Consider the following 16,677-nt stretch of genomic DNA (forward strand, 5'->3'; position numbering starts at 1 on the left):
TCCTCAGATGACGATCAGCTCGGCCTGCAACGCGCCGGCCTGCTTGAGGGCTTCGAGAATGGCCATCAGGTCGCTGGGCGCCGCGCCCACCTGGTTCACCGCGCGGACGATCTCGTCCAGGGTGGTGCCGGGGCCGAACTTGAACATCGGCTTGGCTTCCTGCTCGGCGTTCACCCGCGAGCGCGGCACCACCGCGGTCTCGCCGTTGGAGAAGGGGCCGGGCTGGCTGACGATCGGGTCCTCGGTGATGGTCACGGTGAGGCTGCCGTGGGTCACGGCGGCCGGCGATACGCGCACGTTCTGGCCGATGACGATGGTGCCGGTGCGCGAGTTGATGATGACCTTGGCCACCGCCTCGCCGGACTGGATCTCCAGGTTCTCCAGCACCGACATGTAGTCCACCCGCTGGTTCGGGTCCAGCGGCGCGCTGACGCGCACCGAGCCGCCGTCGATGGCCTGGGCCACGCCCGGGCCGAGCATGTCGTTGATGCGGTCGACGATATGCTTGGCGGTGGTGAAGTCGGGGCGGTTGAGGTTCAGCGTCAGGCTGTTGCCCTGGTCGAAGCCGCTCGGCACCGCGCGTTCGACGGTGGCGCCGGAGGGAATGCGCCCGGCCGACGGCACGTTGACGGTGATCTTCGAGCCGTCGCGACCCTCGGCGTCGAAGCCGCCCACCACCAGGTTGCCCTGGGCGATGGCGTAGGTCTGGCCGTCGATGCCCTTGAGCTGGGTCATCAGCAGGCTGCCGCCGCGCAGGCTCTTGGCGTTGCCGATGGAGGAGATGGTCACGTCGATGGTCTGGCCCGGCTTGGCGAACGCCGGCAGGTCGGCGTGCACCGACACCGCGGCGACGTTCTTCAGCTGCACGTTGCCGCTGCCGGCCGGCACCTTGATGCCGAACTGCGCCAGCATGTTGTTGAAGGTCTGCAGGGTGAAGGGCGTCTGCGTGGTCTGGTCGCCGGAGCCGTTGAGGCCGACCACCAGGCCGTAGCCGATCAGCTGGTTGCTGCGCACGCCCTGGATGCTGGCGATGTCCTTCAGGCGCTCGGCGTGGGCGGCGAGCGTCAGGCAGGACAGGCCGAGTACTAAGAGCAGGCGGGAGAACATCGACATCTCAGGTCACCTGCTCAGAACGGCCACAGCGGGCTGAGGAAGAAGCGGTCCAGCCAACCCGGCTGGCTGGCGTCGGCGAAGGCGCCGGTGCCCGAGTAGGTGATGCGCGCATCCGCCACGCGGGTCGAGGACACGGTGTTGTCGGTGGCGATGTCGTCGGCGCGGATCAGCCCGGCGATGCGCACCAGCTCGTTGCCGGTGTTCAGCGTCATCCACTTCTCGCCGCGCACGGCGAGGATGCCGTTGGGCATGACTTCGGCCACGGTCACGGTGATCGAGCCGGTCAGGCTGTTGCTCTGCCCCGCCGCGCTGTCGCCCTTGGTCTCGCGGTTGCCGCTGTACTCGGCGCTGAGGCTCAGGTCGCCGCTGCCGAAGGGGTTGTTGGTGGTGGCCTTGCTGCCGAACAGCGAGGTCAGCCCCATCTTGTTGCTGCTGTCCTTGGAGATGTCGGAGTTGGCCTTCTTGCTCGCCTGGGTCTTCTCGTTGAGGGTGATGGTGATGATGTCACCGATGCGGAAGGCCTTGCGGTCGCCGTAGAGGTTGTTTTCGAACCCGGCCTGGTAGATGGAACCGTTGTTCTGCGCCGCGGGCATGGGCGTGCGTGGCATGACCGGCGCGTAGTACGGGTCGTCCGGCTTCGGCGGAGGACTGACGCAGCCGGCCAGCGCGGCGAGCGCCAGCAGCGGGAGAAGATGGGAACGGTTCATTGCAACTACCTCTCGGGGAGAGCCACTAACTGGCGGGCCGCGGGGCCCGCGTCATGCATCAAAGGTTCTGGGTGACGAAGGACAGCATCTGGTCGGCGGTGGAGATCACCTTGGAGTTCATCTCGTAGGCGCGCTGGGTGGTGATCATGTTGACCATCTCCTCCACCACGCTGACGTTGGAGTTCTCCAGGGTGTTCTGCTGCACGGTGCCCAGGCCGTTCAGGCCCGGGGTGCCGACTTGGGGCGCGCCGCTGGCGGCGGTTTCCAGGAACAGGTTGTTGCCGGTCGCCTGCAGGCCCGCCGGGTTGATGAAGTCGGCGGTCTGGATGTTGCCGATGATCTGCGGCTGCGAGTTGCCGGCCACGGTCACCGAGACGGTGCCGTCGTTGCCGACGGTGAAGGTCTGGGTTTCCGCCGGGACCACGATGGCCGGCTCCAGGGCGTTGCCGTTGGAGGTGACGATCTGGCCGTCGGAGTTCAGGTGGAAGCTGCCGTCGCGGGTGTAGGCGACGGTGCCGTCCGGGGTCAGCACCTGGAAGAAGCCGCGGCCGTTGACCGCCATGTCCAGCGGGTTGTCGGTGGTCTGCAGGCTGCCGGCGGTGAAGTTCTTCTGGGTGCCGACGATGCGCACGCCGGTACCCAGCTGCAGGCCCGAGGGCAGTTGGCTGTCCTGGGTCGACTGGGCTCCGGGCTGGCGCTTGATCTGGTACAGCAGGTCCTGGAACTCGGCGCGGTCGCGCTTGAAGCCGGTGGTCGAGACGTTCGCCAGGTTGTTGGAAATGGTGGTCAGGTTCATGTCCTGGGCGGACAGGCCGGTCTTGCTGACCCACAGTGCCGGAAGCATATGTCTTCTCCTCGGGCGTCGGATTCATGACGCCTCGATCTGGTGATTAGCTAAATTGCAAAACCCGCGCCATGGCCTGGGAATCGTCCTCGGCGGTACGCATCATCTTCACGTGCAGCTCGAACTGGCGGGACAGCGCCAGGATCGAGGTCATCTCTTCCACCGCGTTGACGTTGCTCGCCTCGAGGAAGCCGGACTGCACGGTGGCGTTGGCGTCGGGCTGCGGCGCCGGCTGGCCCTGCTTCATGCGGATCATGCCGTCGGTGCCCTTCTCCAGCTGCTTCGGGTCCGGGGTGACCAGCTTGATGCGGTCGACGGTGGCCAGCGCGTTGGGATTGTTGCCCTGGCCGCGGACGGTGATGGTGCCGTCCTCGCCGATCTCGATCTTCTCTTCCGGCGGAATGGCGATCGGCCCGCCGTTGCCGAGCACCGGCAAACCGTCGCCGGTGCGCAGCTGGCCGAGGGCGTCGATTTCCAGGCTGCCGGTGCGCACGTAGGCTTCGCCGCCGTCCGGGGCCTGCACGGCGATCCAGGCGTCGCCCTTGGCGGCGACGTCCAGGTCACGCCCGGTTTCCTGCAGGGCGCCGGCGGTGAAGTCGGTGGCCGGGCGTTCGCTCATGGCGAACACGCGCGCCGGAAAGCTGTCGCCGAAGACCGGCATCGCCCGCGCCTGTTCGAAGTCGCGACGGAAACCGGTCGTGGAAATGTTCGCCAGGTTGTTGGCGTGAGCCTGCATGGCCTGCGTGTTCTGGCTCGCGCCGCTCATGGCGACATACAGCATTCTGTCCAAGGCATTCCTCCAGTGCCGGGTCGGATTCCCGGCGGTGCTGGAGGTGTCTCAGCAAGGGCTGTGCCAGAATTGAAAAATCAGCGCAAGCCGCTGATTCGAAAGGACGAATGAAAAAGAAAAGGCTCCCGAAGGAGCCTGAGGGGCCGTCAGGCGGCGAGGGGCTGCCGCCTGCGGCAAGAGCGCTTTGCCGCCATCAACGCAGGTTGATGATGGTGTCGGAGATGGTGCTCTCGGTCTGCACGGTCTTGGCGTTGGCCTGGTAGTTGCGCTGCGCGACGATCAGGTTGACCAGCTGCGCGGTGAGGTCGACGTTGGACTCCTCCAGCGAGCCGGAGCCCACCGAGCCGAGGGTGCCAGAGGTTGGCGTGCCGATCACCGCCTCGCCCGAGGCCAGCGACTGTTTCCAGGCGGTGCTGCCGACCGGGGTCAGGCCCTGGGTGTTGGCGAAGTTGGCCAGCACCAGTTGGCCGATCACCTTGGACTGGCCGTTGGTGTAGGTGGCGTACATCTGCCCGTCCACGTCCACCGACAGGCCGGACATCTGGCCGGTGGCGTAGCCGTCCTGGGTCACCGCGGTGACCGCGAAGGCGGCGTTGGTCTGGGTGGTCTTGGTCAGGTCGAGGCTGATGCCGCCGGTGGCCCCGGCCGCGCCGTTGGCGCCCCAGGTCACCGGGTCGGTGGTGGAATCGGTGATCGCCGCCGGCACCCAGCCGGTGAGGGTCATGGTCTTGTCCGCATTGACGGTCATGCCGGTGGAGGTGACGCCGGTCAGCTGGCCGGCGCTGTTGAAGCTCAGCTGGCTGGTGAGCGGCGTGGTGCTGGTCGGGTCGGTCGGCGAGCGGCCGTCCACCAGGGTGTGCATGGTCCAGTTGTTGCTGCTGTCCTTGACGAAGTAGTTCGTCATGGTGTGCGAGTTGCCCTGGGAGTCGTAGATGTCCACCGAGGTCGACCAGTTGTAGCTGTCGGAATCGGCCGGGTCGAAGGTGGCGTTGGTCGGCGTGCTGGCTGCCGAGTTCAGGCTCAGCGTCGAGGTGATCTTCGAGGTCGGGCTCGGCGGCTGGTTGGCGGTGTCCACTTTCAGGTCGGTGATCACACCGTTGACGACCGAGCCGTTGCCGTTGACGCCATAGCCCTGCAGGCGGTTGCCGGAGCCGTCGACGATGTAGCCGCTGGCATCGGTATTGAAGGAGCCGTTGCGGGTGTACAGGCGGCTGCCGTTGTCGCTGACCATGAAGAAGCCGTTGCCGCTGATGGCCAGGTCCAGGCTGCGGCCGGTGGAGGTCAGGTTGCCCTGGGTGAACTGCTGCGACACCGACTGGGTGATCACGCCGCTGCCCACGGCGTTGCGCCCGGTGCCGAGCATCGAGGCGGCATACAGGTCGGCGAACTCGGTGCGCGAGGACTTGAAGCCGGTGGTCCCGACGTTGGCGATGTTGTTGCCGGTCACGTTCAGGTCCGTGCTAGCGGCGTTCAAACCACTCAGGGCGGTATTGAAAGACATGGTCAGCTCCCGTGCCGAAGGACGGCGTTATTTTCCGATGGTCTGAATGCTGGAGGCGGAGACACTGCCTATGCCAGCGAGATTGAGAGTCATTTCCCCGCCGCTCTGGCCCAGCGTGACGCTGTTGACCGTGGCCGGCAGGTAGGTGGTCAGGGCGGTGCTGGTGCCGTCCAGCGAGGCCGTGGCCTTGATGGTGTAGGTGCCGGAGGCCACCTGCTCGCCGCTGTCGTCCTTGCCGTCCCAGGTGAAGTCGATATTGCCGCTCTTCTGGCTGCCCATGTCGATGGTGCGCACCAGCTCGCCGTCGTCGTCATAGATTTTCAGGGTCACGCCATCGCCGTTGGACGGCATCACCAGCGAGCCCTGCACGCCGGCGCTGGGGTCGTCGACCTGGACCTTGCTGGAGTTGACGATCACCGAGCGGCCGACCAGGGACGAGGCCTGCAGCGCCTGGGACGACTGGAACGAGGAATAGAAGTTGCCCAGGGTGGTATCCAGGTTCTCCATGCTCTCCAGGCTGCTGAACTGGGCGAGCTGGGAGACGAACTGGGTGTTGTCCTGCGGGTCCAGCGGGTTCTGGTTGTTCAGCTGGGTGACCAGCAGTTGCAGGAACGAATCCTTGCCCAGCGCACTGGTGCCGGTTTCCGAGGTGGAAGACGAGGAACTCGACCCGGCGTTCAGCGACGAGAGGATCGAGTTCGAAGTGCTACTGGTGTTGTCGATGCTCATGGGGCGTCCTCTGCGCTTACTGACCCAGGGTCAGGACCTTCTGCATCATCTGCTTGGCGGTGTTCATCATTTCCGCGTTGCTCTGGAAGGAGCGGCTGGCGGACATCATGTCGGCCATCTCCTCCACCACGTTGACGTTGGGGTAATACACGTAACCGTTGGCGTCGGCGGCTGGATGGTTCGGCTCGTAGCGCGGCACCAGCGGGCTCTGATCCTCGACCACGCCCAGCACCTGCACGCCGGTGCCGGCCTGGTCGGTGTCCTGGAACAGCGAGCCCTGGCCGCTCTGCGCCTGCTGGAACATGGCGGAGAACACCGGGTGGCGGGCGCGGTAGGTCTGGTCGATGCTCGAGGACACGCTCTCGGCGTTGGCGATGTTCGAGGCGGTGGTGTTCAGACGGGTGGTCTGGGCACTCATGCCGCTACCGGCGATGTTGAAGACACTGGCAAGGGACATGGCTATCACTCTCCGCGCAGGGCGCCCATCAGGCCTTTGAACTTGCTGTTGAGGAAGGTGAAACTGGCCTGGAACTGCACGGCGTTCTGCGCGTAGTTGGCCTGCTCGACCTGCTCGTCGACGGTGTTCTGGTCGATGGAGGGATTGGTCGGGATGCGGTATTTCAGCGAGTCGTCACCCATGGCCACGCCGTCGGCCTCGATGTGCCGGGCGTTGGTGACGGCGGTGCTGAAGGTGCCGCTCTTGGCCTTGTCGGCCTGGGCCGCGAGCACCGAAGCGAAGTCCAGGTCGCGCGCCTTGTAGTTGGGGGTGTCGGCGTTGGCCAGGTTGTTGGCCAGCACTTCGGCGCGCTGCGAGCGGAAGCTGAGCGCTTGTGCGTGGATGCCGAGGGCGGAGTCGAAGCTGATGCTCATGGTCACGAACCTGTTTGCCGGTGTGGGCTTGCCAGCACTTCAGCAAGGTGCGTGCCAAAACGTTAAATCCTTATTAATCAATGGATTGCCAATGATCCGCGAGCGGCAAAGGGCGGCAAACCGCGGCAAGCGGCAAGGCCTTACCGCCCGGCGGCAATGCGTTCTGCCCATTCGAAGGGGTTACCCTCACCCCGGCCCTATTCCGCAAGCGGGAGAGGGGACTGCCCGAGCCACCGGGGCGTCCGGCGTGGGCGGTGAGTCCAATCGCGGACAAGGTCCGCTCCTACGCGCCCGTGCTTCCCTGGAACCGTAGGATGGGTTGAGCCTGCGAAACCCATGCGGTGGTGGCGATGGGTATCGCTTCGCTCAACCCATCCTACGGGGCGTGGTGTTTGCCGGAAGCGTAGGAGCAACTGTCTTGCCGGCCGCGCCGAGACGCGCCTCAACGGATGGGTTGAGCCTTGGCGAAACCCATGCGGTTGCGGTGATGGGTATCGCTTCGCTCAACACCATCCTACGAAAGCCATGCTCGCTCATGCGGTAGGAGGACCTTGTCCGCGATTGGACTCACCGCACACGCCGAAACGCCCCTTCAATCCATCCTACGAAAAGCCCCCAGGCACAGCCGGCAAGACGGCGAACGGCTCGTGCGGATAGGCGAAGGGCGCCCCAAGGGCGCCCTTCCGTGATCGGCATAATGCCCGGCTACTTGGCCTTGTAGATGATCCCCGGGTTGCACTGGACCATCTGGTAATGCTCCGGCAGCCCGTTGAGCGCCTCGGAGGCGCCGAGGAACAGGTAGCCGCCGGGCTTGAGCGCCGCGTGCATGCGCAGCAGGATGTCGCGCTTGACCTCGGCGGAGAAGTAGATGAGCACGTTGCGGCAGAAGATCAGGTCGAACTTGCCGAGGGTGGCGTAGCTCTCCAGCAGGTTCAGCGCGCGGAACTCGACGCGGCCCTTGATCGCCGGCTTCACCGCCCAGCGCCCCGGCCCCTTGGTGTCGAAGTAGCGCTGCAGGCGCTCCTGGGACAGCCCGCGGCCGATGGCCAGGCTGTCGTACTCGCCGGCCTTCGCCGCGTTGAGCATGGAGCCGGAGAGGTCGGTGGCGACGATCTGCACGCCGGCCTTGAGCTGGCCGAGGTTGGTCTTCTCGAACTCGTCGATGGTCATCGATAGCGAATAGGGTTCCTGCCCCGAGGAGCAGGCTGCCGACCAGATGCGCAGGCGCTGGCCCGGGTTGGCCTTGATCAGCTCGGCGAGGATGCGGTTCTTCAGCACCTCGAAGGGGTAGGTGTCGCGAAACCAGAGGGTCTCGTTGGTGGTCATGGCATCCACCACCTGCTCGCGCAGCTGGCTGCGGACCTGGATCTTCTGCACCAGCTCGCCCAGGCTCCTGATGCCCTGCTGCTCCATCAGCTTGTTCAGGCGGCTGGCGACCAGGTACTGCTTGTTGGCACCCAGGACGATGCCGCAGGCCTTTTCCAGGAAGTCCCGGAACAGCTCGAATTCCATGTTGGTCGATGTCACCGATCACGCCTCTTTCCAGTTGGCCGGGCGTCGATCCCGACGCCAGGCGGCCGGGGTCGCCCCCGGCCGTTGCAGACTACCCCGAAGTGCCCTCCTCAGCGTGCGTCCGCCGCCTTGATGCGCTCGACGACACGCGCCGCCAGATCATCGGGCCGGAACTTGGCGAGGAAGTCGTTGGCGCCGACCTTCCGCACCATCGCCTGGTTGAACACCCCGGACAGCGAAGTATGCAGGAGAATGTGCAGGTCCTGCAGCCGCGGATCGTGGCGAATCTCCGCGGTCAGGGTGTAGCCATCCATTTCCGGCATCTCGATGTCGGAGATCACCATCAGCAATTCCTGGCCCGGATTGCCACCGGCGGCCAGCATCTGTTGAAGGTAGTCCAGCGCCTGGCGTCCGTCATTGAGCGCGAGCACTTCCACCCCGACGGTCTCCAGGCAGCGGATCAACTGCTTGCGCGCCACCGAGGAGTCGTCCACCACCAGCACCCGCTTGGTCACCGCCTGGGCCTGGGTGTCGGCGTCGATCACGCCCTCGGAGATGTCCTCGCTGGTGGGCGCGACCTCGGCGAGGATCTTCTCCACGTCGATGATCTCCACCAGTTGCTTGTCCACCCGCGTCACCGCCGTCAGGTAGTGGTCGCGGCCGGTGCCCTTGGGTGGCGGATGGATCTCCTCCCAGTTCATGTTGACGATGCGTTCCACCGAATGCACCAGGAAGCCCTGCACCTTGGTGTTGTACTCGGTGATGATCACGAAGCTGTTGTCGATCTCGCGCAGGCCGCGACGGCCGGTGGCCATCGACAGGTCGAGGATCGGGATGGTGCCGCCACGGATGTTCGCCACCCCGCGCACCACCGGACTGGACTTGGGCATCACGGTCAGGCGCGGGCACTGCAGTACCTCCTTCACCTTGAACACGTTGATGCCGTACAACTGGCTGCCATCCAGCCGGAACAGCAGCAGTTCGAGACGATTCTGCCCAACCAGCTGCGTTCGCTGGTTGACCGAATCCATGACTCCGGCCATTGCGCCCCCTTCGTATCCGCCGTGCCGCCCAGGGCGGCAATCGGCACGAGCCTTGCTTGAAGTCGTGGCATGAAACTGCCAACGACGTTTTTCCGACGGTCCCGAGCCCATGCCCTGTCACTCTGCGGAGTGCTCGGCATGCTGGGCGCGTTCGCCCCGGGTCCGACCTGGGCCGACGACTTCACCGCGCCCGAGATTCTTATCGGCTCCACCCAGGGCTTTCTTGAGTTCAAGGTGGAAGATTATCTGCAACGCAGCGGCATCGAGGCACGCTACGAGATAGAAGTGGCGCGCATCGACCCGCGCCTGCGTCTGGCGGCCTGCGACAAGGACCTGACGCAATCCCTGGAAAGCCCTGCGCAGCCCGTGGGGCGCGTCTCGGTGCTGGTGCGCTGCGAAGGCTCCTCGCCCTGGTCGGTATACGTGCCGGCCCAGGTCAAGCTGTTCCGCCAGGTAGTGGTGACCACCCAGCCGCTCAAGCGCGACCACGTGCTGGAGCCGGGTGACATCAGCCTGATGGAGCGCGACATCGGCCTGCTCAGCCAGGGCTACCTGACCGACCCGCAGCAGGCCGTGGGGCAGAAGCTCAAGCGACCGACGGTCAGCGACCAGATCCTCGCCCCGGTGTTCCTCGAACAGGCCGCGGCGGTGCGCAAGGGCGACCAGGTGGTGATCCGCGCGCAAACCGGCGCGGTCAACGTGGTGATGCCCGGCGAGGCCATGGCCGACGGGGTGCCCGGCGAGCAGATTCGCGTGCGCAACCTGCGTTCGCAGCGCATCATCAAGGCCCGGGTGGTGGAGCCAGGCGCGGTGCAGGTCACGCTCTAGCGGCGGAAGTCTGGCGCTTGCGCGCCAGCCTTCACTAAACTGTGCGAAGGCGCACGAAAAACCGCCCTAAAGTTTTAAGGATGTCAGCCGAAACCTACAGGCAAGCGTCCTAAACCCGCAGAGGTTCACTACCATGGTCATCGACTTCAACCGGCTGAACAATGCCAGCGCGCCGGTCTCCACCGGCAGCACCGGCAAGCCCCAGGCCGGCCGCAGCGAAGCCGCCGGCAGCGAAAGCGCCGGCAGCGCGTCGGCCGCTGGCAGCGGTGAGTCCGTGCAACTGAGCAGCACCGCCCAGCAATTGCAGAAAGCCAGCGACCAGCTGAAAGACCAACCCGTCGTCGACTCGGAAAAGGTCGCGCGGCTGAAGCAGGCCATCGCCGATGGCAGCTACCAGGTCGACAGCCAGAAAGTCGCCGGCAAACTGCTCGACTTCGAATCCCAGCGCTGAGCGCGGGGTTCCCCAAGGACGCCCTGAACGCCGAGCCGCCATGCCAAACGCCAGCCTGCTCCATCTGATCACCGAGGATATCGGCGCCGCCGAGGCTCTTCTGCAGCTGATCGAGGACGAATTCCACGCCCTCGACGCGCGTGACCTGGAGCGCCTGCAGGGCCTGCTCGACAGCAAGCTGCCGCTGCTCCAGCAACTGGAGCGCAATGGCCGCCAGCGCAGCGAGACGCTGCGCCAGGCCGGCGTCAGCAGCGACCGCGCAGGCCTCGCCGCGCTGGCCGCGCAGGGCAAGGTGGAGCCGCGCACCGTGGAACTCAGCGAGCGCCTGGCGGCGCTGCTGGAACAATGCCAGCAGGCCAACCTGCGCAACGGCCGCATCATCCGCAACAACCAGCACGCCACCGGCCGTCTGCTGGATATCCTCCGCGGCCAGGACACCCCCAGCCTCTACGATCGCCGCGGCGGCGCGACCCAGGGCAGCCGCCAGCGTCCCCTCAGCCAGGCCTGAACCCTGGCGTCCGGCAGGGCGATGCGGCAGAATGCCATCGCCTTTCAAAAGAAAATTCCCACAATAAATACATCTGGAGATCGTAGGACAGTGGCAAGCCCGTTCGCCGAGGAAAATGGCCCGCAACCGCCGAAAACGCTCAAGGCGGCCGTGGAGATCCAGGCCAACCTGCGAATCCTGATGGATAGCCATGACCCGCTGGTGATCAGCTTCGCCGAGCGCAACCAGCGCTTCCAGAGCTTCGTCGTCGCGGTGGACCGCGAACGCAACCGGGTGGCCCTGGACGAACTGATCCCCAATGACGGCGAGCGTTTCCTGCAGAATGGCGAGAACTTCCGCATCGAAGCCTTCCATGAAGGCGTGCGGATCGCCTGGGAATGCCAGCAGGCCGCGCAGTTCAGCGAACTCGACGGCGCCCGCTGCTACTGGCTGCCGATGCCCGCGGAGATGCTCTACCACCAGCGCCGCAACGCCTACCGCGCCGCCCTCAAGCAGACCCAGCCGGTGGCCGTGGAACTGGCCGGCGACAAGCTCAAGGCCGCGCTGAGCGGCAACCTGCTGGACATCTCCGCCACCGGCTGCAAGGTGCGCTTCGCCGGCGACGTGCACGAGCGCCTGCAACCCGGCCAGCTCTACGAGCGCTTCACCGCCCGCCTGCCGTTCGGCGCCATCACCGTGGAAGTGGAGCTGCGCCACGTGCACTTCGACGAGAAGGTCAACGCCAGCTTCGCCGGCCTGCGCTTCAACCGCCTGAGCGGCCTGGAGCAGCGCCACATCGAGCGCTTCGTCTACCAGCTGCAGCGCGAAGCGCGGCGCTTCGAGAAGGACGAGCTGTTCTAGCGCCCGCCCTTCCCCGCCCTACCCCGGCCGGCTTTCCTCTTCCGCCTCGGGCACGCCGGCTGTCTCGGGCGCTGCGGGCGCTGGCGCCGGGGTGGTCTTCATCTGTTCTTCCACCGTTTCGTCGGCCACCCGCGGGTCGAGCGCCGCCGACAGCGGCGAGCTGGCCAGGCTGTCGGCCATGGGCACGTGCTTCACCGGCGCCTCGTCGACACGGTGCAGACCGGTGACCTTCTCCGGGCGCACGCGCCAGATGACGATCAGCGCGCAGGTCGCGGCGAAGGCATAGAGCATGTTCGGGCCGAAGGCGCGCATCAGCGCTCCGGTCGCCAGCGGGCCGACGCAGGCGCCGACGCCGAAGGTGACCAGCAGCATGGCAGTCAGCGATACCCGCCGCTCGCCCTCGACGTGGTCGTTGGAGAAGGCCACCGCCAGCGGGTAGAGGGTGAACTGCACCAGGCAGACCATGAAGCCCATCGGCACCATGGCCTCCATCGGCAGCGACGGCAGCACCGCCAGCGGCAAGGCGAACACCAGCAGCAGGATGCCGGCGCTGCGGATCAGCAGCGCGCGATCGTAGCGGTCCGACAGCCAGCCCAGCGGCCACTGCACCAGCAGGCCGGCGAAGATGCACACGCCCATGAACACGCCGATCTGCTCGACGCTCAGGCCCTGCTCGGTGGCGTACAGCGGCGCCAGGCCGTAGAAGGAACCGATCACCAGCCCGGAGACCAGCACCGTGGTCAACGACTGCGGCACCCGCTGGATGAAGAAGCGCGGCTCCAGCGGAGCCGGGTGCAGCGGCGCGGGGTGGACCTTGTGGGTGATGGACACCGGGATCAGCGACAGGGCGAAGGCCAGCGCGATCATCATCGGCAGGTCCGGGCCCAACCCCGGGTGCGCCACCAGGATCAGCTGGCCGGCCACCAGGCCCAGGTAGGAGGCCACCATGTAACCGGCGAACACCGCGCCGCGCTGGCGCGCCTCGGCCTGCTCGTTGAGCCAGCTCTCGATGACCATGTACTGGCACATCATGCCCAGGCCGATGAGCGTGCGCAGCAGCAGCCAGATCGCCGGCCAGTTGGTCAGGCCGATGCCCAGCACCGCCGCCACCACCAGGCCGCCGCAGGCGACGTAGGCGCGGATGTGGCCGACGCGGGCGATCAGCCGGTGGCCGATCTTGCCGCCCAGCACCAGGCCCAGGTAATAGGCCGCCATCATCGCACCGATCCACAGGCCGTCGACCTTCTCGGCGGCCAGGCGCAGGCCCAGGTAGGTGCTCAGCAGGCCGGAGCCGGTGAGCAGGGTGAGGGTGGCGAAGTAAAGCGCACGGAAGGCAGTGAAAATCCGCATCGGACCTCCGGTCCAAGACGGGCGGCAGGACGCCGCCGTACTACACGAAGCACGCCCGCGCGAAGGCGGGCGTTCGCTACCAGCCTAGAGCCTGCCGCAAGGCGCGTCGAGCCCTTTGACGGGTACGCAAAGAAAGGCGTCGTCCATGGCAAAGCCGGAGGTCGGAACCCGCCGTGGCGGGCTCCGCTCGGCCTCAGGCCTGGGCGGCCAGCACCCGGCGCTCCCAGGGGGTGATTTCGTCGAAGAAGCTGGTCAGCTCCAGTTCCTTGCTGGCCACGTAGCCGTCGACGAATTCGGCGCCGAACATCCGCCGCGCCAGCTCGCTGCGCTTCAGGCGGCGCAAGGCGTCGTACATGGTGCAGGGCAGCAGCAGTTCGTCCGGCACCTCGAACTCGCCCTGGATGGCTGCGCTGGGCTCCAGCTCGTTGTCGATGCCGTGCAGGCCGGCGGCCAGGCTGGCGGCGATGGCCAGGTAGGGGTTGGCGTCGGCGCCTGCCAGGCGGTTCTCCACCCGCCGCGCCACCGGCGGGCTGGCCGGGATACGCAGGCCGGCGGCGCGGTTGTCGTGGGACCAGCAGGCGTTGTTCGGCGAGGCGTAGGGGTGGCACAGGCGCTGGAACGAGTTGACGTTGGGCGCGAACAGCAGGGTGAAGTCGGCCAGGCAGGCCTGCAGGCCGCCGATGAAATGCCGGAAGGCCGGCGTGGCCTCGCCCTCGGCGTCGCTGAAGATGTTGCGGCCCTCGCCGTCCACCACGCTCTGGTGGATGTGCATGGAGCTGCCCGGGGTGTGCGCCAGCGGTTTGGCCATGCACACGACGAGCAGGCCGTGCTTGAGCGCCACTTCCTTGAGCAGGTGCTTGAACAGGAAGGTCTGGTCGGCCAGCAGCACCGGGTCGCCGTGCAGGAAGTTGATCTCGAACTGGCTGGTGCCCATCTCGTGCATGAAGGTGTCGCGCTCCAGCCCCACCGCGGCCATGCAGCGGTAGACGTCCTCGAAGAACGGACGCAGACCGTTGTTGGACGACACGCTGAACGCCGAATGGCCCATCTCGCGGCGGCCGTCCAGGCCCAGCGGCGGCTGGAACGGCTGCTGCGGGTCCGGGTTGGGGGCGAAGACGAAGAACTCCAGCTCGGTGGCCACTACCGGTTGCCATCCATGTTCGGCGTAGCGCGCCACCACCTGCTTGAGCAGGCCGCGGCTGGACAGGCCGGAGGGCTGGCCGTTCAGCTCCACCGCGTCGCAGATGGCCAGGGCGCGCGGGCTGTCGCTCCAGGGCAGGCGATGGACCTGGGTGGGCTCGGCGACCAGGGCCAGGTCGCCGTCGTCGCTGCCGTAGAAGCGCGCCGGCGGGTAGCCGCCCATGATGCACTGCAGCAGCACGCCGCGGGCCAGCTGAAGGCGCCGCCCGGAGAGGAAGCCCTCGCCGGTCATCACCTTGCCGCGCGGCACCCCGTTGAGGTCGGGGGTGACGCATTCGATCTCTTCGACTCCAGCCAGGCGCTCGGCGAGCGGGCTGCGTCCTTCGCTAGTCATGACTTCTTATCCTTGTAATACGGCCGCACACAGGCTGTGCGACCTGTACAAAATACGCACCGGTCGTTCGATATTTCAAGCAGGTGGATGAAGGGAATTTCCGTACGCCACCGTAGTGTGCCGACTGCGCCGAGGCGCTCTTCGTAGGATGGGTTGAGCTTGCGAAACCCATCGGGCCATGGTGATGGGTATCGCTTCGCTCAACCCATCCTACGGGGCTGCCCCGCCCGCTCCTACGGGGTACGCCACACACCGCGCCCATGAACGAAAACGCCGCCCCAGGGGGCGGCGCTTCGAACCTGGCGATCCGTCAGAACAGCCGGGTGAACAGCCAGTACAGCGAGCCGGACAGCACGATGGCCGCCGGCAGCGTCAGCACCCAGGCCATCAGCAGGTTGCGGATGGTGCGCATCTGCAGGCCCGAGCCGTTGGCCGCCATGGTCCCGGCCACGCCGGAGGACAGCACGTGGGTGGTGGACACCGGCAGGCCGTACATGTCCGCCGCGCCTATGGTGAGCATCGCCACCACCTCGGCCGAGGCGCCCTGGGCGTAGGTCAGGTGGCTCTTGCCGATCTTCTCGCCGACGGTCACCACGATGCGCTTCCAGCCGACCATGGTGCCCAGGCCGAGGGCGATGGCCACGGCGATCTTCACCCACAGCGGGATGAAGCGGGTGGCGTCGTCGATCTTGCCCTTGAAGGCCATCAGCCGCGCCTGGGTATCGGCGTCGAAGTCGCCGGCCTTGTCCTTGTCCAGCACGCGGATGGTCTCGGAAGCCAGGTACATGTCGTTGCGCACGTTGGCCATGGCCTCGGCGGGCACCTTGGCCAGGCTGCCGTAGCTCTTCACCTCGGCGCCGATGCTGCCGGTCAGCGCGGCCAGCGAGGGCACCACGGCCGGCTTCACTTCATGGGTGCGGATGTATTCCGAGAGCACCGGGCGCGGGTCGGCCGGCGCCGAGCCCTGGGCGCTGCGTTGCAGGCCCTGCTGGGTGGCCTCGGCGAGGACCACGAAGGCGGTGGTCTGGTCGGCCGGGATGGCGCGGTTCAGCGCGTAGGCCATGGGCACGGTGCCGATCAGGATCAGCATGATCAGGCCCATGCCCTTCTGCCCGTCGTTGGAGCCGTGGGCGAAGGACACCCCGGTGCAGGTCAGCACCAGCAGCCCGCGGATCCACCACGGCGGCGGCGCCTTGGCCTTGGGCGCCTTGTACAGCGCGCGGTTCTTCACCAACAGGCGCAGGGCCAGGAGCAGCAGGGCCGAGCAGGCGAAGCCGATCAGCGGCGAGAGCAGCAGCGAGTAGCCGACCTTGGTCGCCTGCGCCCAGTCCACCCCGCTGGTGCCGTCGCGGCCATGCATCAGCGCGTTGGCCACGCCGACGCCGATGATCGAGCCGATCAGGGTGTGCGAGGACGACGCCGGCAGGCCCAGCCACCAGGTGCCGAGGTTCCACAGGATGGCGGCGATCAGCAGGGCGAAGACCATGGCGAAGCCGGCCGAGGAGCCGACCTGCAGGATCAGCTCCACCGGCAGCAGGGCGATGATGCCGAAGGCCACCGCGCCGCTGGAGAGCAGCACGCCGAGGAAGTTGAAGCAGCCGGACCAGACCACCGCGAAGTGCGGCGGCAGCGAATGGGTATAGATGACGGTGGCCACGGCGTTGGCGGTGTCGTGGAAGCCGTTGACGAACTCGAACCCCAGGGCGATCAGCAGGGCCACGCCGAGCAGCAGGAAAGGCGTCCAGGTGGTGACCGCGCTGGCCACCTCGTCGACGTCATGGACCAGGCTCCAGGCGGAGAACAGCAGGCCGACGGCCAGCAATGCATAGAACGCCAGGGCGGTGAGGCGGCCAGGCTTGCTGTCCAGGTGCGGACGGCCTTCGAGAACGGCGGCGCCGTCCCTGGCCAGGGTTTCGCTAGTCATGCGGGAAAATCCGGTTGCGGGGGATGACCGCGCCAGCATGACGGGCAAGTGTGACAATTTATGTCTGGGAGGCCGAGAACATCCCTGACGTAGGGCGTATAACCGTTCGCGGTTATACGCCGCCTCGCCTTCC

Annotated in this window: 17 protein-coding genes; 4 read left to right on the plus strand and 13 right to left on the minus strand. The window is 66.7% G+C overall.

Translation table 11 applies throughout. The annotated features are described in order from the left end of the window. Nucleotides 1–3: 3 nt before the first annotated feature. The 10 genes from FG99_RS04895 to FG99_RS04940 form a co-directional block, all read right to left on the minus strand. Nucleotides 4–1,113 carry a flagellar basal body P-ring protein FlgI gene (locus FG99_RS04895; RefSeq protein ID WP_009620845.1) on the minus strand — a complete coding sequence of 370 codons (1,110 nt, stop codon included), beginning with the start codon at nucleotides 1,111–1,113 and terminating at the stop codon, nucleotides 4–6. Between the two features lie 14 nt (nucleotides 1,114–1,127). Beyond that, the gene (gene flgH, locus FG99_RS04900; protein WP_009620840.1) at nucleotides 1,128–1,820 is read right to left on the minus strand and encodes a flagellar basal body L-ring protein FlgH; all 693 of its coding nucleotides are present in this window, start codon (nucleotides 1,818–1,820) and stop codon (nucleotides 1,128–1,130) included. 58 nt (nucleotides 1,821–1,878) lie between these two features. Continuing rightward, nucleotides 1,879–2,664: a flagellar basal-body rod protein FlgG gene (gene flgG / locus FG99_RS04905; protein WP_009620838.1), complete on the minus strand. Its 786-nt coding sequence runs from the start codon at nucleotides 2,662–2,664 to the stop codon at nucleotides 1,879–1,881. Nucleotides 2,665–2,710: 46 nt separating this feature from the next. After that, complete coding sequence (gene flgF / locus FG99_RS04910) at nucleotides 2,711–3,454, minus strand: flagellar basal-body rod protein FlgF (RefSeq protein ID WP_009620836.1); 744 nt, start codon at nucleotides 3,452–3,454, stop codon at nucleotides 2,711–2,713. 193 nt (nucleotides 3,455–3,647) lie between these two features. Then, nucleotides 3,648–4,955 (minus strand): flagellar hook protein FlgE, encoded by a 1,308-nt coding sequence (flgE, locus tag FG99_RS04915; protein ID WP_043267663.1) that lies wholly within the window; start codon nucleotides 4,953–4,955, stop codon nucleotides 3,648–3,650. 27 nt (nucleotides 4,956–4,982) lie between these two features. After that, complete coding sequence (flgD, locus tag FG99_RS04920; RefSeq protein WP_043267665.1) at nucleotides 4,983–5,684, minus strand: flagellar hook assembly protein FlgD; 702 nt, start codon at nucleotides 5,682–5,684, stop codon at nucleotides 4,983–4,985. A 16-nt stretch (nucleotides 5,685–5,700) separates the two neighbouring features. Further along, on the minus strand, nucleotides 5,701–6,141 hold the full coding sequence (gene flgC / locus FG99_RS04925) for a flagellar basal body rod protein FlgC (RefSeq protein ID WP_009620831.1): 441 nt from the start codon (nucleotides 6,139–6,141) through the stop codon (nucleotides 5,701–5,703). A 5-nt stretch (nucleotides 6,142–6,146) separates the two neighbouring features. Continuing rightward, on the minus strand, nucleotides 6,147–6,554 hold the full coding sequence (flgB, locus tag FG99_RS04930; RefSeq protein ID WP_009620829.1) for a flagellar basal body rod protein FlgB: 408 nt from the start codon (nucleotides 6,552–6,554) through the stop codon (nucleotides 6,147–6,149). A 705-nt stretch (nucleotides 6,555–7,259) separates the two neighbouring features. Continuing rightward, nucleotides 7,260–8,066 carry a protein-glutamate O-methyltransferase CheR gene (gene cheR, locus FG99_RS04935; protein ID WP_232244795.1) on the minus strand — a complete coding sequence of 269 codons (807 nt, stop codon included), beginning with the start codon at nucleotides 8,064–8,066 and terminating at the stop codon, nucleotides 7,260–7,262. A gap of 110 nt (nucleotides 8,067–8,176) precedes the next feature. Beyond that, a complete protein-coding gene (locus FG99_RS04940; RefSeq protein WP_009620824.1) occupies nucleotides 8,177–9,109 on the minus strand; it encodes a chemotaxis protein CheV in 933 nt (310 codons plus the stop codon). Between the two features lie 138 nt (nucleotides 9,110–9,247). Here FG99_RS04940 and flgA point away from each other — a divergent pair, with 138 nt between their 5' ends. From flgA to FG99_RS04960, 4 genes are all read left to right on the plus strand, one after another. Then, nucleotides 9,248–9,937: a flagellar basal body P-ring formation chaperone FlgA gene (gene flgA, locus FG99_RS04945; RefSeq protein ID WP_009620823.1), complete on the plus strand. Its 690-nt coding sequence runs from the start codon at nucleotides 9,248–9,250 to the stop codon at nucleotides 9,935–9,937. Nucleotides 9,938–10,070: 133 nt separating this feature from the next. After that, entirely contained in the window at nucleotides 10,071–10,388 is a 318-nt protein-coding gene (gene flgM / locus FG99_RS04950; protein ID WP_009620820.1) for a flagellar biosynthesis anti-sigma factor FlgM, read from the plus strand. A 40-nt stretch (nucleotides 10,389–10,428) separates the two neighbouring features. Next, nucleotides 10,429–10,896, plus strand: a complete 468-nt coding sequence (locus tag FG99_RS04955; protein WP_043267670.1) for a flagella synthesis protein FlgN — start codon at nucleotides 10,429–10,431, stop codon at nucleotides 10,894–10,896. A gap of 90 nt (nucleotides 10,897–10,986) precedes the next feature. After that, nucleotides 10,987–11,736, plus strand: coding sequence for a flagellar brake protein (locus FG99_RS04960; protein ID WP_064582341.1), 750 nt, complete (start codon nucleotides 10,987–10,989; stop codon nucleotides 11,734–11,736). 18 nt (nucleotides 11,737–11,754) lie between these two features. Here FG99_RS04960 and FG99_RS04965 read toward each other — a convergent pair whose 3' ends face one another. The 3 genes from FG99_RS04965 to FG99_RS04975 all read right to left on the minus strand — a co-directional run bounded on the left by FG99_RS04965 (nucleotide 11,755) and on the right by FG99_RS04975 (nucleotide 16,544). Beyond that, the gene (locus FG99_RS04965) at nucleotides 11,755–13,086 is read right to left on the minus strand and encodes an MFS transporter (protein WP_043267672.1); all 1,332 of its coding nucleotides are present in this window, start codon (nucleotides 13,084–13,086) and stop codon (nucleotides 11,755–11,757) included. A 193-nt stretch (nucleotides 13,087–13,279) separates the two neighbouring features. After that, complete coding sequence (locus FG99_RS04970; protein WP_177330893.1) at nucleotides 13,280–14,518, minus strand: glutamine synthetase family protein; 1,239 nt, start codon at nucleotides 14,516–14,518, stop codon at nucleotides 13,280–13,282. 412 nt (nucleotides 14,519–14,930) lie between these two features. Beyond that, nucleotides 14,931–16,544, minus strand: coding sequence for an inorganic phosphate transporter (locus tag FG99_RS04975; RefSeq protein WP_043267676.1), 1,614 nt, complete (start codon nucleotides 16,542–16,544; stop codon nucleotides 14,931–14,933). Nucleotides 16,545–16,677: the final 133 nt, after the last annotated feature.

Source organism: Pseudomonas sp. AAC (assembly GCF_000725445.1).
Taxonomy (GTDB): Bacteria; Pseudomonadota; Gammaproteobacteria; order Pseudomonadales; family Pseudomonadaceae; genus Pseudomonas; species Pseudomonas citronellolis.

What these genes read in the sequence shown, in the direction of transcription:
- FG99_RS04895 (WP_009620845.1), bottom strand. Translation starts at nt 1,113, where the DNA reads ATGTCGATGTTCTCCCGCCTGCTCTTAGTACTCGGCCTGTCCTGCCTG.
- flgH (WP_009620840.1), bottom strand. Translation starts at nt 1,820, where the DNA reads ATGAACCGTTCCCATCTTCTCCCGCTGCTGGCGCTCGCCGCGCTGGCC.
- flgG (WP_009620838.1), bottom strand. Translation starts at nt 2,664, where the DNA reads ATGCTTCCGGCACTGTGGGTCAGCAAGACCGGCCTGTCCGCCCAGGAC.
- flgE (WP_043267663.1), bottom strand. Translation starts at nt 4,955, where the DNA reads ATGTCTTTCAATACCGCCCTGAGTGGTTTGAACGCCGCTAGCACGGAC.
- flgD (WP_043267665.1), bottom strand. Translation starts at nt 5,684, where the DNA reads ATGAGCATCGACAACACCAGTAGCACTTCGAACTCGATCCTCTCGTCG.
- flgC (WP_009620831.1), bottom strand. Translation starts at nt 6,141, where the DNA reads ATGTCCCTTGCCAGTGTCTTCAACATCGCCGGTAGCGGCATGAGTGCC.
- flgB (WP_009620829.1), bottom strand. Translation starts at nt 6,554, where the DNA reads ATGAGCATCAGCTTCGACTCCGCCCTCGGCATCCACGCACAAGCGCTC.
- cheR (WP_232244795.1), bottom strand. Translation starts at nt 8,066, where the DNA reads ATGGAATTCGAGCTGTTCCGGGACTTCCTGGAAAAGGCCTGCGGCATC.
- FG99_RS04940 (WP_009620824.1), bottom strand. Translation starts at nt 9,109, where the DNA reads ATGGCCGGAGTCATGGATTCGGTCAACCAGCGAACGCAGCTGGTTGGG.
- flgA (WP_009620823.1), top strand. Translation starts at nt 9,248, where the DNA reads ATGCTGGGCGCGTTCGCCCCGGGTCCGACCTGGGCCGACGACTTCACC.
- flgM (WP_009620820.1), top strand. Translation starts at nt 10,071, where the DNA reads ATGGTCATCGACTTCAACCGGCTGAACAATGCCAGCGCGCCGGTCTCC.
- FG99_RS04955 (WP_043267670.1), top strand. Translation starts at nt 10,429, where the DNA reads ATGCCAAACGCCAGCCTGCTCCATCTGATCACCGAGGATATCGGCGCC.
- FG99_RS04965 (WP_043267672.1), bottom strand. Translation starts at nt 13,086, where the DNA reads ATGCGGATTTTCACTGCCTTCCGTGCGCTTTACTTCGCCACCCTCACC.
- FG99_RS04970 (WP_177330893.1), bottom strand. Translation starts at nt 14,518, where the DNA reads ATGACCGGCGAGGGCTTCCTCTCCGGGCGGCGCCTTCAGCTGGCCCGC.
- FG99_RS04975 (WP_043267676.1), bottom strand. Translation starts at nt 16,544, where the DNA reads ATGACTAGCGAAACCCTGGCCAGGGACGGCGCCGCCGTTCTCGAAGGC.